The sequence below is a fragment of the Rothia sp. HMSC072B03 genome (genome assembly GCF_001809565.1).
Taxonomy (GTDB): domain Bacteria; phylum Actinomycetota; class Actinomycetes; order Actinomycetales; family Micrococcaceae; genus Rothia; species Rothia mucilaginosa_A.
On sequence record NZ_KV797970.1, the window covers coordinates 308,342 to 322,249 of the forward strand.

At 62.9% G+C, this 13,908-nt stretch carries 9 protein-coding genes; 5 read left to right on the forward strand and 4 right to left on the reverse strand.

Annotation, left to right across the window (positions count from 1 at the left end; genetic code table 11):
• Nucleotides 1-72 precede the first annotated feature (72 nt).
• Nucleotides 73-1,974 (forward strand): ABC transporter transmembrane domain-containing protein, encoded by a 1,902-nt coding sequence (locus tag HMPREF2630_RS07880; RefSeq protein WP_070484299.1) that lies wholly within the window; start codon nucleotides 73-75, stop codon nucleotides 1,972-1,974.
• 1 nt (nucleotide 1,975) lies between these two features.
• Nucleotides 1,976-3,724, forward strand: a complete 1,749-nt coding sequence (locus HMPREF2630_RS07885; protein ID WP_070484302.1) for an ABC transporter ATP-binding protein — start codon at nucleotides 1,976-1,978, stop codon at nucleotides 3,722-3,724.
• A gap of 211 nt (nucleotides 3,725-3,935) precedes the next feature.
• Here the strand turns inward: HMPREF2630_RS07885 and HMPREF2630_RS07890 are convergent, their stop codons facing one another.
• The 4 genes from HMPREF2630_RS07890 to HMPREF2630_RS07905 form a co-directional block, all read right to left on the reverse strand.
• A complete protein-coding gene (locus tag HMPREF2630_RS07890) occupies nucleotides 3,936-4,709 on the reverse strand; it encodes a YoaK family protein (RefSeq protein WP_070484305.1) in 774 nt (257 codons plus the stop codon).
• Nucleotides 4,710-4,910: 201 nt separating this feature from the next.
• A complete protein-coding gene (locus HMPREF2630_RS07895; RefSeq protein WP_049334114.1) occupies nucleotides 4,911-5,684 on the reverse strand; it encodes a slipin family protein in 774 nt (257 codons plus the stop codon).
• A 217-nt stretch (nucleotides 5,685-5,901) separates the two neighbouring features.
• Complete coding sequence (locus tag HMPREF2630_RS07900) at nucleotides 5,902-6,732, reverse strand: transposase (RefSeq protein ID WP_049334115.1); 831 nt, start codon at nucleotides 6,730-6,732, stop codon at nucleotides 5,902-5,904.
• Nucleotides 6,733-6,734: 2 nt separating this feature from the next.
• Nucleotides 6,735-9,146: a nitric-oxide reductase large subunit gene (locus HMPREF2630_RS07905; protein ID WP_049342849.1), complete on the reverse strand. Its 2,412-nt coding sequence runs from the start codon at nucleotides 9,144-9,146 to the stop codon at nucleotides 6,735-6,737.
• A gap of 610 nt (nucleotides 9,147-9,756) precedes the next feature.
• Here HMPREF2630_RS07905 and HMPREF2630_RS07910 point away from each other — a divergent pair.
• From HMPREF2630_RS07910 to metK, 3 genes are all read left to right on the forward strand, one after another.
• Nucleotides 9,757-10,437 (forward strand): lysophospholipid acyltransferase family protein, encoded by a 681-nt coding sequence (locus HMPREF2630_RS07910; protein ID WP_049342848.1) that lies wholly within the window; start codon nucleotides 9,757-9,759, stop codon nucleotides 10,435-10,437.
• A 122-nt stretch (nucleotides 10,438-10,559) separates the two neighbouring features.
• Entirely contained in the window at nucleotides 10,560-12,503 is a 1,944-nt protein-coding gene (uvrC, locus tag HMPREF2630_RS07915; protein ID WP_049342847.1) for an excinuclease ABC subunit UvrC, read from the forward strand.
• 188 nt (nucleotides 12,504-12,691) lie between these two features.
• A complete protein-coding gene (metK, locus tag HMPREF2630_RS07920) occupies nucleotides 12,692-13,897 on the forward strand; it encodes a methionine adenosyltransferase (protein WP_049334119.1) in 1,206 nt (401 codons plus the stop codon).
• Nucleotides 13,898-13,908 lie beyond the last annotated feature (11 nt).

Here is a 13,908-nt window from a genome sequence, read left to right on the forward strand (position 1 = left end):
CCATCTAATACACTCATAGTGTTGCGTGCCACATTGATAAAGGAATAGGGTAAGAGAAAGGAGAGACGTTGAATGACTGAATACAACGCTGACAAGGCACAAGAAAACGCTGCGCGCGAAGAAGCTACGCATGAAGAATCCATGCATAACAAAACCACGCAGGAAAAAGCCGCTCAGAAAAAAACTGCGCAGAAAAAAGCTGCACAGGAAGTAACCGGTAGCGAACAACGCAAGGCGGAAGAGGAAGCCCTCAAAAAGCGCCTCGCCCTGCGAGTCACCGCACCCGGACACAAATACCCCTGGCACCGCTGGGCAATCCCCGTCCTCGGAGAAACTACCGCGGGTATCGGCGCAATCCTGATTCCCGTCATGGTGGGCCAATTCATTAACCAGCACATCGCCGGAAAAGCCCCCGACGCCTGGCCCATGTTCTGGGTGGTCGTCGCAGCCATCACCTTCATCGTGATCAACGAGTTCTTCGGATGGGGCCCCTCCATGACCCTCAGCGCAGAACTCGGCCGCGACTGGCGCGTCTACATCAACCGACTCATGGGACGCACCCGCACAAGCGTTGATGCGGGTGAAGCAGTCACCGTCATGAACAAAGACGTACGACGTGTTACCAACGTCTACTTCTCCCTACCGCTGTTCGTTAACGCCATGATTATCGCGACCCTCGGTGCCGTGCAGCTCTGGCTGATCAACCCCGTCACCGCGATTGTCACCCTCATTGGTACGCTCATCGTGGTCGGCGTCATCGCCTGGTACTCGTCCTTCCTCGAATCCAAGATTGGCGAATACCGCGAGAAGGACGGCGAAGCCTCCTCACGCGCCTCCGACATCGCCACCGGTCTGCGCACCATCGCCGGCCTCGGCGCCGAAGAACAGATGCGTGAACGCTACCACCGCGGCACCGACGAAGTCTTCGACAGCTACATGCGCTACGAAAAGACGCACCGCTGGATGTTCCTCATCCGCGCGCTACTCGGCGGTGCCGTGACCCTGCTCGGCATCGGATTCGCCCTCACCGGCCACGTCGAAAACGGCCGCTGGGTATCCGACACGCCCGCCGCGTCCCTGGTGACCGTCGCCTCCATTATCGCGATGATGGGTGGCCCCATCTGGATTACCCAGAACTTCCTGACGGAATGGCGCTACGCCAAAATTGCGCTCGCCAAGGTCGCCCGCCTCGAAGGTCACGCGGGCGTGCGCCAGGGCGTGCTGAAGAGCCCGCGCACCGACGAAGAAATGGCGCAGCTGGCACGCGCCGAACAGGCAGTCGAGGCTAGCACCCTCGAGGTGCCCGTACCCGTCGCCCCCGCCGGTGCAAGCAACCCGCGCATCGTGTACGTCAACCCGCGCGACTACAACCTCACCGCGCAAGACTATGCCGAGGCGCTTGCCCGCACCCTACGCCGCGGGGGAGAGGACCTCAAGGACGCCTCCGGCCGCCGAGTGCTGCTGAGCGAACCGAACCCCATGATTTTCGCTGGAACCCTGCAGGAGCACCTGCGCTTGGGCACCGTGCCGAACCCCGACGAGGAGCTGGCACAGGCAAAGGACGAGGAACTGCTGAAGATTACCGACTCCCGCGAAATCGCCTACCGATTGGGCGGACGCAACCCCGAAGACTACTTCGCCGCCCGCATCACCAGCGAAGGCGCGAACCTCTCCGGTGGTCAGCGTCAGCGTCTGGCGCTCGCCCGCGCACTCGCACAGGACGCGCAGGTGCTCATCCTGACCGAGCCGCTGAACTCCGTGGACGAACCCAGCCAGCGCTACATCTACGATGCGATGGAAACCCAGATCGGTAGCGACCGCCTGCCCGTCGGCTACCCCGGCCTGCTACAGGATTTGGAGCAGGTCTACGTTGTCTCCACGACCGCGGAGACGACCCGCCGCATGGAACGCGACGGCTACCCCGTCGCTCAGGCAGAAACCCCCGCAACCACTCAGAATCAGGAGGTGAACTAGCATGGCAAAGCAGCTCCCCATCGAAAGCCCCGCCTACGTGGCACGCCGCATGTGGAACTACCTCGCGGCGCATAAGGGGCGAGCCCTCTACACCTTCGTCATCTACATGGTCAGCACCCTCATGGGTGCGGTGGTGCCCCTGCAGATTGGTGCCACCGTGGACGACGTGGTGGCGGGCAAGTTCGCCAGCTACCCGTGGCAGCCGATTCTGATTATCCTGGCGGCGTTCATCGTGCAGGCGATAACCCTCATGGTCTCCTCGTACAGTGCGGCCCGACTGGGTGCGCTCGTCACCCGTGACGCCAACCAGGACACCCTCGACGGCACCCTCGACCTGGACGCACGCACCGTGGAAGAAGCCGGCAGCGGCGACCTGCTCACCCGCGTGACCGACGACCTGTCCTCGGCAGCAAACGCTGTCAGCACAGACCTTCTCGGCGCAATCTACGTGGTCCTGTACTTCCTGGTTTCCACGATCTCCCTGGCGTTTGTGAGCCCCGCAATGGGTCTGATTATGCTGCCCATGATTGCCGGTCTTGCCCTCATCATGTCGAAGATGCTGCCGCTCATGGCGGCACGCAACCAGACCGCCCAGGAGCGCGTGAGCGACCTCAACAGCGTGCTGACCGAGAACATTCGCGGCACCTCCACGATTCGTGAGCTGGGCGTTCACGCCGCCCGCGAAGATGCCTTCGCCGGTGAGAACAAGCGCCAGTTCGCCGCGCAGCTGGGCATGGTGCGCATCCGTCAGCTGTACTTCACCGTGGATGCCATCAACGCATGGATTCCCACGATTCTGTGCATGCTCTGGGGCGCCGCCTGCGTGGCTCTCGGCTGGGCAAGCTGGGGCGCCGTGGCAACCGCCTCGGTCATGGTCTTCAGCCTGCGAACCCTCGCCGACATGCTGAACCACCACGTCAGCAGCCTGCGCATCATGCTCGTGAACATGGGCCGTGTGTTCGGTGTGGTCTCCCTGGCGAAGAAGCAGCGTGAGGAGCGCGCACAGCACCGGGCCGAGGCCTTCTCCAAGGTGTCGGATGAAGCCGTGAAGAACCCGGAGTACGCCATTGACTGCACCGACGTCTCCTACGGCTACTCGCCGGACGCCCTGGTGCTTGAAGGCATCAACCTGAAGATTCGCCGCGGTGAGGCGCTCGCCCTGGTGGGTCGTTCCGGTTCGGGTAAGACCACCATGGCTCGCCTGATTGGTGGTTCGCTGACCGCCCTGGACGGCACCATCACCGTGATGGGTCGCCCGGTCGGTCACGGCGACTTCCCGACCGACGCCGCCGCCGATGGCCGCCCGCGCCTGCTGGTCTGCACCCAGGAAGCGCACGTCTTCTTCGGTACTCTCGCCGATAACTTCACGGTGGTCGTGCCGGATGCAACCGTCGAGCAGATGCGCGAGGCACTGGACGCTATCGGTGCCCGCTGGTGGCGCGACCTGCCGCAGGGCATGGATACTGTCGTGAGCGGCGCGGATTCGCCTCTGACTCGCGATCAGATTCAGCAGCTGGCACTGGCACGTATTGTGCTTGCTGACCCGCACGCCGTGATTCTGGACGAATCCACCACTCAGCTGGAACTCGCGGACGCAACCGAGTCCTTGCGTGCGGTGCTGGCGAACCGTGCGGTGCTGATCATTTCGCACGATGCGCGTATCGCCTCGCTGGCTGACCGCGCGGTCCTGCTGCACGAGGGCAGGATCATTGCGGAGGGTTCACCGGCAGAGATTTTCGCCCTGACCTAAACCCGCCGGGGCTCCCGGGGGCAAGAATGTACCAGACCCCGCGAGCGCGCCTCGTAGAGTACGCCCAGCTCCCGGCAACAGTAGTGCCCGGCACCGTGCGATGCGGTGCCGGGCACTACGTGTTTAAAGCGCGGGCCGGTGTTGCGTGAAACCCGTGGCCGCCGTTGAGGTCGGCAGTCGGGACCGGCAGTCGGGACCAGCCGCGGAGAACCTAGCCGTTCCCCTCCGCGCGGGATTCCTTCTTCTCCGCCTGATAGCCGAAGCAGAACGCCGTGCCGGCCACCAGCGCGGCCAGCCAGATGGAGAATACACCGGTCCATCGGTACACAAGGGCCATGAGAAGCACTCCGGCTATAAAGGAGATGACCACGAGCGAGTAGTCGAGCGCTTTGAGTAGAGCCGCGCGGCGTCGCGCCTTCGCCTCATCTTTTGACGCTCTATCGGGGGTTTTCCGCGGGAGGTACAGGGAACCGGCGGCGTACCAGGCGCTGAGCATTTTGCGCCAGTTGCCGCTGGTCATAAAGAGCGAGAAGGGATTTTCGCCAATGCGCGTGTCCGCGAGGGCGTGGATCATCAGGCCTACCGTAAAGGCCAGCGCGCCCACCTGAAAGCTATTGCTCAGAGTTCTATCCATGAAGGGTACCGCGAAGCATACCAGCAGGAACGGCAGGAGCGTGCCGATGCGCCAGTGCCGCATCCGGGCCCGCTGCCCCAGCAGATCATGGATAAGATGCCCTCCCAGGTATCCGCAGCTGAAGAAGATGACGGAGAACCAGCGCAGGTGCACCGCGTGGGGAGTATCGCGGTGCAAGTCGGCGATGAGCAGAATAAAGTTACCGGTCTGTGTGGCGACGAGGGCCTCGTAGCGCATGTGCGAGAAGACGTCTACCGCGCCGCCCAGGGAAGCGAGGAGTAGCGCCATGATGCGCCCGTAGCGGCGAGGCGCGGGAATACGTCTAAGAGTCTCGCGGAGGTGGTGAAGCATGTGACCGCCCTCATCTGTCGGTGGTAGGTCTGAAGACCCAGCCGGCGGGGGCCTTCTGGTTCCATGCTACGGCATGGACGGCGGCGGTTAGCGGATCGGGGGGAGGAGCCCCGCGGGCCGGCCGCCGTTAAAGCGCAGGCCCCGAGCAGCTATCTGCTCGGGGCCTGCGTACTATTCGGTTTTTAGCTTAGGGGGAGTAGCTTACTTGCTTTCGCCCTTGAGCGCACCCACGAGGGGGCCGATCACGTCCATGGGCAGCGGGAAGACCACGGTCGAGTTCTGGTCGGCGCCCAGCTCCAGCAGGGTCTGCAGGTAACGCAGCTGCAGGGAAGCGGGGGACTGGCTCAGAATGTCGGATGCTTCCTTCAGCTCGCTCGAAGCCTCAAGCTCACCGCGTGCCGAAATGATCTTTGCGCGACGCTCACGCTCGGCCTCAGCCTCACGGGCCATGGCGCGCTGCATGGCCTCGGGAATCTCAACGTCCTTAATCTCGACGAGCTCAACCTGGATGCCCCAGTGCTCGGTGCGGGAGCCGATGATGGAGCGCAGGTCCTCGTTCAGGTCCTCGCGGTGTGCGAGCAGGGTGTCCAGGTCAACACGACCCAGCAGGGAACGCAGGGTGGTCTGGGCGATCTGGCTGGTGGCGATCGGGTAGTTCTCGACCTCAAGCACAGCGTTCTTGGCGTTGGTCACGCGGAAGAGGACAACGGCGTTCACGCGGGCGGGAACGTTGTCCTTGGTGATGACTTCCTGCGGGGGAATGGTCAGGGTGATGACACGCATGTCAACGCGTTGCAGGGAGTCGACGAGGGGGAAGACCACGTTCAGGCCGGGCTTCAGCTCGGAACGCAGGTGGCCGAAACGGAAGGAGATACCGCGTTCATATTCGGGGATCACGCGGAACATACGAATCAGAATAAAAAGAACAATAACGGCAACTGGGATGAGGATTGTTGCCAGGGTGACGGGATCCATGGGTTTCCTTCACATCTATTCGGGATGGTTCATTCGGGGCATGTGCACCCATCGACTGCGCCTCGTACAGACTCGACGGGAGGGTGTGTTCGGAAAGTTTGTCAGCGGCACGTGGTGCTCGCGGCGGTCCTTCCGGTGGGGAAGTTCAGGGGGGGTGATGCGCAATGGGCCTCCGCCCCGGCGGGGGAACGCCGGGACGGAGGGACCATCAGCATTGCTACTTCTTCGCCAGCTTCTCGGCGGCCTCAACTTCGGCCAGGTTCTGCTCCTGCAAGACCTCGTTCGTGGTCTTGTGCAGTCGCTTAACCGAGGCACCGGTACCGCTCCAGGCGGGACGATCCGGGTCGAGGACCGAGGTGCGAACCGGCAGGGATGCATCCGCAATCATCTGCTTGCGGGCCTGCTCGGTACGGCGCTTACGCTCGTTCGAGACGCCACCCCACTTCGCGGCGAAGCGATCCATCTTCACGTTCATCGACTCTTCGGCGGTGGATGCGTGAATATGCTTCGGGTCGCCCTCGAAGTTGGCGGGGGAGCGCATGAGCTTAATCGCCAGCGGGTAGGTCAGCGATAGGACGACCACCACTGCGGCTGCCTCCACCAGAAGCTCCAGGGGAGAGTGCCACACGATGGCCGCACCAATCATGACCACAACGCCCAGCAGGGAGACCGCCACGGCCAGGCCGCGGTGGAATCGTCCCGACTCGGAGTAGGGCCACTCGTCCACCTCGCGGGTGAGTTCGCGGCCGTTTGCCGAGACGGTGCAGCTGTCCTTAATCGGGCAGGTGTTGCACACGCTGGGCTTAGCGCGGTAGCGCATGACGCGGTTGTCCGAGTCGAAGGCCGTGGCCCACAGCCACTGGTCTTCGGGGCAGAGCCACGCATCGCTCTCTTCGTGGTAGGTGAACCCGAAGGTTCGCGCCGCCACGACACGCTGGCTGGTGCGCTTAGCGAGAATATCGAAGCACCACCCCACGGCGACCAGGCCGAGCGCGTACACGCAGGCCAGCCACACGAAGAAAGATACTCCAGCAATCTGCTCGGGCATGGTTAGCCTCGACGATCGCTACGGTAGGGGCTGGTCTGCTCGGGCAGCTCCTCAGCAGCCTTGGCGCCGGCGAACTCGGCGATACGAGCGTCGTCAACCACCTCGTACAGCGGGGGCTCGGGCAGCTCGAGGACGGTCTCCTTGGAGTTCTTGGAGAAGATCTCCTTGATACCCAGCCAAGCCAGCTTGATCAGCGGGAAGATGCCGACCAGGAAGATGACGTCACCGGGCATACGCATCCAACCCATCACGGCGGAAGCGCCGTCGTGGATGAACGCGAAGGAACGAGCCTCGTAGTAGCCTTCACCAACGGACTTGTACAGCTGAGCGATACCCAGCGGCAGTAGCGAGATGAAGGACATCCACAGCAGACCGATGTTCAGGGTCCAGAAGGAGAACTTCAGGCCCTTCTCAGGCCACTTGTTCTCGGGAACCAGGTAGCGCAGACCGAAGACCGCGAACGCGATTGCGAGCATACCGTACACACCCATCATGGAGGCGTGTGCGTGGTTTGCGGTCAGTGCGGTACCGATTTCGAAGTAGGACACGATCGGCAGGTTGATGAGGAAGCCGAATACGCCTGCACCGAGGAAGTTCCAGAAGCCCACGGCGATCAGGAACATCACGGCCCAGCGGTGCGGGAAGGGCTTGGTGCGGTTGGAGTACTGGCGAGCACCCAGCTGCATGAAGCCCCATGCCTCAACGGTCAGGAAGGTCAGCGGGATAACCTCAGCTGCGGAGAAGAACGCACCGAATGCCATCTGCTCGGAGGGGGTACCGACGAAGTAGGTGTGGTGCAGGGTACCGACCACGCCACCGACGGAGTAGAGCACGGCGTCCATCATGATGATGGAGATAGCGATGCGCTCGCGGACAACGCCGAGGAGCACGAAGATGTACGCCACCATCACGGTGGTGAACAGCTCGAGGAAGTCCTCCACCCAGAGGTGAACCACCCAGAAGCGCCAGAACTCGGCGACCGACACGTGAGTGCGCTGGCCGGCGAGAAGGCCGACCGCGTAGAACATGGGGATGGCCAGGCCCGAGAAAAGGAACAGCCAGGGGAGGGAGGTCTTCTTAGAGCCCTTCAGACGGGCGGTGAGGGTTCGTGCGACGATCACAATCCAGATGAACATGCCCACGATGAGCAGAATCTGGAAGAATCGCGGCAGATCCAGGAACTCCCACTGCTGCGAGAAGATCGAGTTGGTGGGGACCAGACCCTTCTGCGAGAACCATTCGTTCAGCAGCGAGCCGAGCACCACGAAGACCACGGCACCGATGAGAACGTAGGTGAGCAGACCCTGCTTCTTGGGTTCGCGGCGGGTAATCAGCGGGGCGATGAAGATACCGCCCGCCAGGAACGCGCCTGCGGTCCAGAAGAGGGAGAGCTGCAGGTGCCAGGTTCGGGATACCGTGTAGGGCAGCAGCTGGCCCATATCGATTCCGAAGAAGCCGGTGAGTTCTTCACGGTAGTGCTCGGTGAGCGCACCCACCAGAGCCTGCAGGAGGAAGAGCACCAGGATGGTTGCGAAGAGCAGGCAGGCTGCCTTCTGCGAGGGGGTCAGGCGAACTTCGTCGGGCTGGCGGAAGTCGAGGACGGGCGCCTCTTCAGCGTGCCAACCGATGGAACGGGACCAGCGGCCGTAGATGGCGAACATCAGACCCGTACCACCGATGAGGGTGATCAGGGACAGGGCCGACCAGACCATGAGGTCCGCGGTGGGCTTGTTGTCAACGTTCGGCTCGGAGGGCCAGTTGTTGGTGTAGGAGTAGGGCTGATCGGGGCGATCTGCTGCCGATGCCCATGCGGTCCAGCCGAAGAATGCGACGAGGTCGTGCAGTTCTTCGTCGTTCTTAATGGCGTCGGGGAACAGACCCTGCGAGGTGTCGCCCTTCATCAGGGTGTCGCTGTAGTGCTTGAGCATGAGCTGGAAACCCTTGGTCTCACCAGCGGACCAGGTCAGGGTCTTGGTCTGCTCATCGTACTTGTTCTCCTTGCGCCACTCGTTCTTGACGAGTTCGCGGGGGTCCTGCTTGCCCTGCTCACGATACTCCTTGATGGCGGCATCGGTGGTCAGGCGCAGGTACTCTGCAGTGTAGTCGGGGCCGAGGTAGGCACCGTGGCCGAGGACGGTTCCGTACTGCTGCAGGCCGCGTGCCTGGAAGAGTTCCTGACCATGCAGGATCTGTTCCTGGGTTGCGATTACTTTGCCGTCGTTGCCGACAATCTTGTCGGGCATCGGCATGGAGAGTGCGTAAGTGCGCATTGCGAGGACTGCCATGATGGTGAAGCCCAGGAGCATCACAAACGCAACAGCCTGTACCCAGCCCTTACCGGCATAGGCACCGACCGTGTCTGTGCGGCGGGCAATCTTAGCTGCCTCAGCACGCGAGACGGGTTTTGTAGCCATAGTGATATGTCTCCAGTGTGCGTGGATTTGCGGTTCGAATGGGACCGACGCACATCCGCTGGAGGGCGGCTCACTGGGTAGCGAATCGTCCGGAGAGGGAGGTGCGACAGCCCACCCTTACCCTATTTTTGCATATTAAATGCGCATTTATAAAACTTTGGTGACGAGGTGTCTCAATGTGACGCCGAGGTCACTCGGGGAGGATACTCCCGGGGCGACAGCGCCCGTACATTCCGTTGTTGTTCCTCGTGTCTACCCTACCTCTACCCTACCAAAATTCACTTCGTGGCAAAAACAAAGGAAAGGCTTATATGCCGCAACCTTAAATATCAACCGGCGGTAAACGCATTATTCCCGCAAAAGCCCGATGCACCCGCCGCAAAGCGCCGCCGAAGGAACCCTCCTGAACCCCGTTCGACCGGCCCCCGATAAACCCGGGAGGAACGGAGCTACGAGCGGCCCGGGGTATGGAATAATGAAATCGGTAGCGGACGCCAGCGCCCCTTATCTAACACGGTACATACGCGCAGCGGGGGAGTAGCCTCCCTCTGCACCGCGCACCCCACCGCCGGCCCGTCGCCCACCGTCGGTACAGCCTCCAGGAGTTCACATGAAGATTTATCAGGCATCCCAGAAAGCAGTCACCGGAATTCTGCGCACCGTTTTCCGCGCCCGCGTGACCGGTCTCGAGAACTTCCCCGCCACCGGCCCGGTGATTGTCGCCTCCAACCACCTCTCCTTCCTGGACTCCATCATTATTTCCGCCATGATGCCCCGCCGCGTGGCGTTCCTCGCCAAGGCCGAATACGTGAACACCCCCGGCCCGCGCGGCAAGATGATGAAGGCCTTCTTCGAGGCCGTGGACATCATCCCCGTCAACCGCTCCGACCGTTCCGAATCGCTCAAGGCCCTCGATATCGCCCTGGAGAAGCTGAACGAGGGCAAGGTCTTCGGTATCTACCCCGAGGGCACCCGCTCCCGCGACGGCTACCTCTACCGCGGCAAGATTGGCGTGGCCTGGCTGGCACACATGACCGGTGCACCCGTCGTGCCCGTCGGCCTGATCGGTACCGACCGCCTGCAGAAGCCCGGCTCGAACATGATTTACCCGCGCCGCTTCACGATTCGCGTGGGCAAGCCGCTCTACTTTGAGAAGACCGGCGAGAAGATGAGCGGCAAGCAGCGCCGCGCCACCACCGACACGATCATGGATGAGATCGCCCAGCTGTCCGGCCAGGCGCGAAAGAACGAGTACAACGTTTCGCCCTCAGCCGCACGCGACGCCGGCTAAACCTTCTTCCGGCGCGCACCGCGTAGACTTAAACCGCGCATCCACGCATGGGCCCGCACGCGGGGTCGGCGTAGGATGCGCGGTTTGTCGTATGTCCGCCCGCGCCCGAGGAGAAAGCACCCATGGCAGAGCCCTCCAGCTACCGTCCGGCCCCCGGAGAAATTCCCACCGACCCGGGCGTCTACCGGTTCCGTGACGCCGACGGGCGCGTCATCTACGTGGGCAAGGCCAAGAATCTGCGCAACCGCCTCAATAGCTACTTCGCCTCGCCCGAGACGCTACGACCCAAAACCTACGCGATGGTGCACACCGCCGCCAGCGTCGAGTGGACCGTGGTGGCCAGCGAGATGGAGTCCCTGCACCTGGAGTACACCTGGATCAAGGAGTACGCGCCGCGCTTCAACATTGCGTTCCGTGACGATAAGTCCTACCCGTACCTGGCTGTGACCGTCAACGACGTGTACCCGCGCGCTATGGTCACCCGCGGTGAGCGCCGCAAGGGCGTGCGCTACTTTGGCCCGTACTCGCAGGTGTGGGCCATCCGTGAAACCCTGGATGCCCTGCTGACCGTCTTCCCGGTGCGCACCTGCACGAACGGCGTGTTCCAGCGTGCCAAGAACAGCGGACGCCCCTGCCTGCTCGGCTACATCGACAAATGCTCGGCGCCCTGCGTGGGTAAAATCAGCGCCGAAGACCATCGCGAACTGGCCCGCGGCCTGACCCGCTTCATGGGTGGAGGCGCCGAGAAGTACATCGAGCGGCTGACCAAGGAGATGAAGGAAGCCGCCGCCCAGATGGACTTTGAACGCGCCGCGGTGCTCCGCGATGACATTGCGGCACTCACCAAGGCTTTCGAGCGAAACGCCGTGGTGCTCGGCTCGACCGTGGATGCCGACCTCTTCGCCTACATCGAGGACGACCTCGAGGCATCCGTTCAGGTGTTCTTCGTGCGCGGCGGCCGAATCCGAGGCCAGCGCGGCTGGATCGTGGAAAAGGTGGACGACAGCACCGACGCGCAGCTCATCGAGCAGCTGCTCACCCGCGTGTACAGCGATATCGCGGTCAGCCTGGCCGCCCAGAAGGGTAGCGGCACCGAAAGCCTGAACAGCTACGATATTCCACGTTCCGTGCTCGTGCCGGTGGAGCCCGAGAACAAGGAACAGCTGGCCTCCTGGTTGGCGGAGGTGCGCGGTGGACCCGTGGAAATCGCCGTTCCGCAGCGCGGCGACAAGGCCGAACTCATGAAGACCGTCACCGAAAACGCCCGCCAGGCCCTCACCCTGCACAAGAGCCGGCGCGCCGGTGACCTCACCACCCGCAGCGCCTCCCTCGTGGAGCTGCAGACGGCCCTTGAGCTTCCCGACCCGCTGCTGCGCATCGAATGTTACGACATTTCGCACGTGCAAGGTACGAACGTGGTTGCCTCCATGGTGGTCTTCGAAGACGGCATGCCCGCCAAGAAGGCCTACCGCACCTACAGCATCACCGGGGACGCCGCACGCGACGATACCGCCAGCATGTACGACGTCATTACGCGCCGCTTCAAGCGGCACCTGGCCCAGCGGGCCGAGCGCGCCGAGGCGCCCGCGCGCTCCGGGGAGATTGACGCCTCCACCCCCGAGCCGCAGACCTTTGCCTACCCGCCGAACCTCGTGCTCGTGGACGGCGGTCCGCCCCAGGTGGCCGCCGCATCCGCCGCCCTGAGCGATTTGGGTATTACCGATGTGTACGTGGCCGGAATCGCCAAGCGCCTGGAGGAGCTGTGGCTGCCGGATGACGACTACCCGGTCGTGCTCCCGCGCACCTCGGAGGCGCTGTACCTGGTGCAGCGCATCCGCGATGAGGCGCACCGCTTCGCCATCACCTTCCACCGCTCCAAGCGAGGCAAGGCCATGGTCGCCTCCGCCCTGGACGAGATACCCGGACTGGGCGAGGTTAAGCGCGCCGCGCTCGTGAAGCATTTTGGTTCGGTGGCGCAGATTAAGCAGGCCACCGAGGAAGAGCTAACACAGGTGCCCGGCATCGGCCCGGCGCTTGCGCAGAAGATTATGGCGGCGCTGGCGTAACGCACCGATTGGGTCCCGCCGGTGGGCCTCTTGCGTGCGGGCTGCGCGTGACCGGCGTGCGAGGACCGGTGCGTGAACCCGCGAATGGGGCCTGTAACCGGCCGTCATAAACGTGTCATAATTGAAGGAAACCGTCATCATTACGAGCGCGCTACCTTTGCGTGCCCTCAACCAGTAGAGTGGAAACCGTGAGTAATAACCATTTACGCCTATTCACCAGCGAATCGGTGACTGAAGGCCATCCCGACAAAATTTGTGACCAGATTTCCGACGCAATCCTGGACGGCATTATCGCCCAGGATCCCGCAGCGAACGTTGCTGTGGAGACCATGGTGACCACCGGCCAGGTGCACGTCGCCGGTGAGGTGACCACCTCCAGCTACGTCGAGATTCCCTCCATCGTGCGTGAGACCATCCTCGATATCGGTTACGATTCCTCGACCCGCGGTTTCGACGGCGAGTTCTGCGGCGTCTCCGTCTCCATCGGCGAGCAGTCCCCGGACATTAACGCCGGCGTGTACGAGTCCCTCGAAGTTCGTCAGGGCATCGCCGCCGACGATTACGACCGCCAGGGCGCGGGCGACCAGGGCATCATGTTCGGTTACGCATCGAACGAGACCAACGTGCTGATGCCCGCCCCCATTTGGCTGGCACACCGCCTCTCCGAGCGCCTGACCAAGGTGCGCAAGGACGGCCTACTGACCGATCTGCGCCCCGACGGCAAGACCCAGGTGACCCTCGGCTACGACTCGAACAACGTGCCCGTATCCGTTGATACCGTGGTTGTTTCGAGCCAGCACACCGCCAGCTACGATCTGGCCGACCTGCGCGCCGACATTGAGAAGCATGTGATTGCCCCCGTGCTCAGCTCCGTGGACCTGGATTCCTCCAACACCAAGTTCATCGTCAACCCTGCCGGCCGCTTCGTGCAGGGTGGCCCCGTCGGTGACGCTGGCCTGACCGGCCGCAAGATCATCGTTGACACCTACGGCGGTTCCGCACGCCACGGTGGCGGTGCGTTCTCCGGTAAGGACCCCTCGAAGGTGGACCGTTCCGCAGCCTACGCTATGCGCTGGGTCGCCAAGAACATCGTGGGCGCCGGCCTCGCCGATCGCGCCGAGGTTCAGGTGGCGTACGCCATCGGCCAGGCAGCACCCGTTGGCCTGTACATCGAGACCTTCGGCACCGAGAAGGTTGACCCGCTGAAGATTGAGCGCGCCGTGCGCGAGGTCTTTGACCTGCGCCCGCTGGCCATCATTAACGATTTGGACCTGCGCCGCCCCATCTATCGCAAGACCGCGGCTCACGGTCACTTCGGCCGCACCGAGCCGGAGTTCACCTGGGAGCGCCTCAACCGCGTGGATGCACTGCGCTCGGCTGTGTCCTCCTCCTAGAACGAATTCAG

What these genes read in the sequence shown, in the direction of transcription:
- HMPREF2630_RS07880 (WP_070484299.1), top strand. Translation starts at nt 73, where the DNA reads ATGACTGAATACAACGCTGACAAGGCACAAGAAAACGCTGCGCGCGAA.
- HMPREF2630_RS07885 (WP_070484302.1), top strand. Translation starts at nt 1,976, where the DNA reads ATGGCAAAGCAGCTCCCCATCGAAAGCCCCGCCTACGTGGCACGCCGC.
- HMPREF2630_RS07890 (WP_070484305.1), bottom strand. Translation starts at nt 4,709, where the DNA reads ATGCTTCACCACCTCCGCGAGACTCTTAGACGTATTCCCGCGCCTCGC.
- HMPREF2630_RS07895 (WP_049334114.1), bottom strand. Translation starts at nt 5,684, where the DNA reads ATGGATCCCGTCACCCTGGCAACAATCCTCATCCCAGTTGCCGTTATT.
- HMPREF2630_RS07900 (WP_049334115.1), bottom strand. Translation starts at nt 6,732, where the DNA reads ATGCCCGAGCAGATTGCTGGAGTATCTTTCTTCGTGTGGCTGGCCTGC.
- HMPREF2630_RS07905 (WP_049342849.1), bottom strand. Translation starts at nt 9,146, where the DNA reads ATGGCTACAAAACCCGTCTCGCGTGCTGAGGCAGCTAAGATTGCCCGC.
- HMPREF2630_RS07910 (WP_049342848.1), top strand. Translation starts at nt 9,757, where the DNA reads ATGAAGATTTATCAGGCATCCCAGAAAGCAGTCACCGGAATTCTGCGC.
- uvrC (WP_049342847.1), top strand. Translation starts at nt 10,560, where the DNA reads ATGGCAGAGCCCTCCAGCTACCGTCCGGCCCCCGGAGAAATTCCCACC.